Consider the following 486-nt stretch of genomic DNA (forward strand, 5'->3'; position numbering starts at 1 on the left):
CGCGAGCACCCACCGACGTTCCCCGTCGGGGTCGTGAACGCGGAATTCCTCCTGGAACTCGCCGCAGGCATCCAAGGCTGTCTCGGCCGCACGCTCGATCCGCTCTCGGTCAACGTCGGCGACCGCGGAGACGTAGGCTTCGAGTGGGAGGCCGTCGTCTGCGGCATCTGGCGGGACGCCGAACAGCCGCGCGAATCGAGCGTCGACGACGAGTTCGTCGGCATCGACGTCCCACTCCCAGGTGCCGACGGCTCCGGTGTCGATTGCGGCCTCCAGTTGCGTTTTCGCCTTCTTGATCTCCTGTTCGCGGGTCTTGCGCTCGGTGATGTCTTGGACGATGCCGAGCGCTTCGAGTGGCTCGCCGTCGTCGTACTCGACCTCGGCCCGCTGGCGGACCCAGCGCGTCTCTCCGCAGTCCGTCACGATTCGGTGTTCGATGTCGTACGCTGCACCGTCGAGTGCGGCACGCCACTTCTCGTCGACGAA

Annotated in this window: 1 protein-coding gene; it reads right to left on the reverse strand. The window is 66.5% G+C overall.

Going from position 1 to position 486, the window contains the following annotated elements; genetic code table 11:
* Nucleotides 1-486: PAS domain-containing protein (locus DEQ92_RS22230; RefSeq protein ID WP_115821795.1), on the reverse strand; the 486-nt coding region annotated here is incomplete at both ends.

Origin of the sequence: Haloferax sp. Atlit-6N, from assembly GCF_003383195.1 — an archaeon.
Classification (GTDB): Archaea; Halobacteriota; Halobacteria; order Halobacteriales; family Haloferacaceae; genus Haloferax; species Haloferax gibbonsii.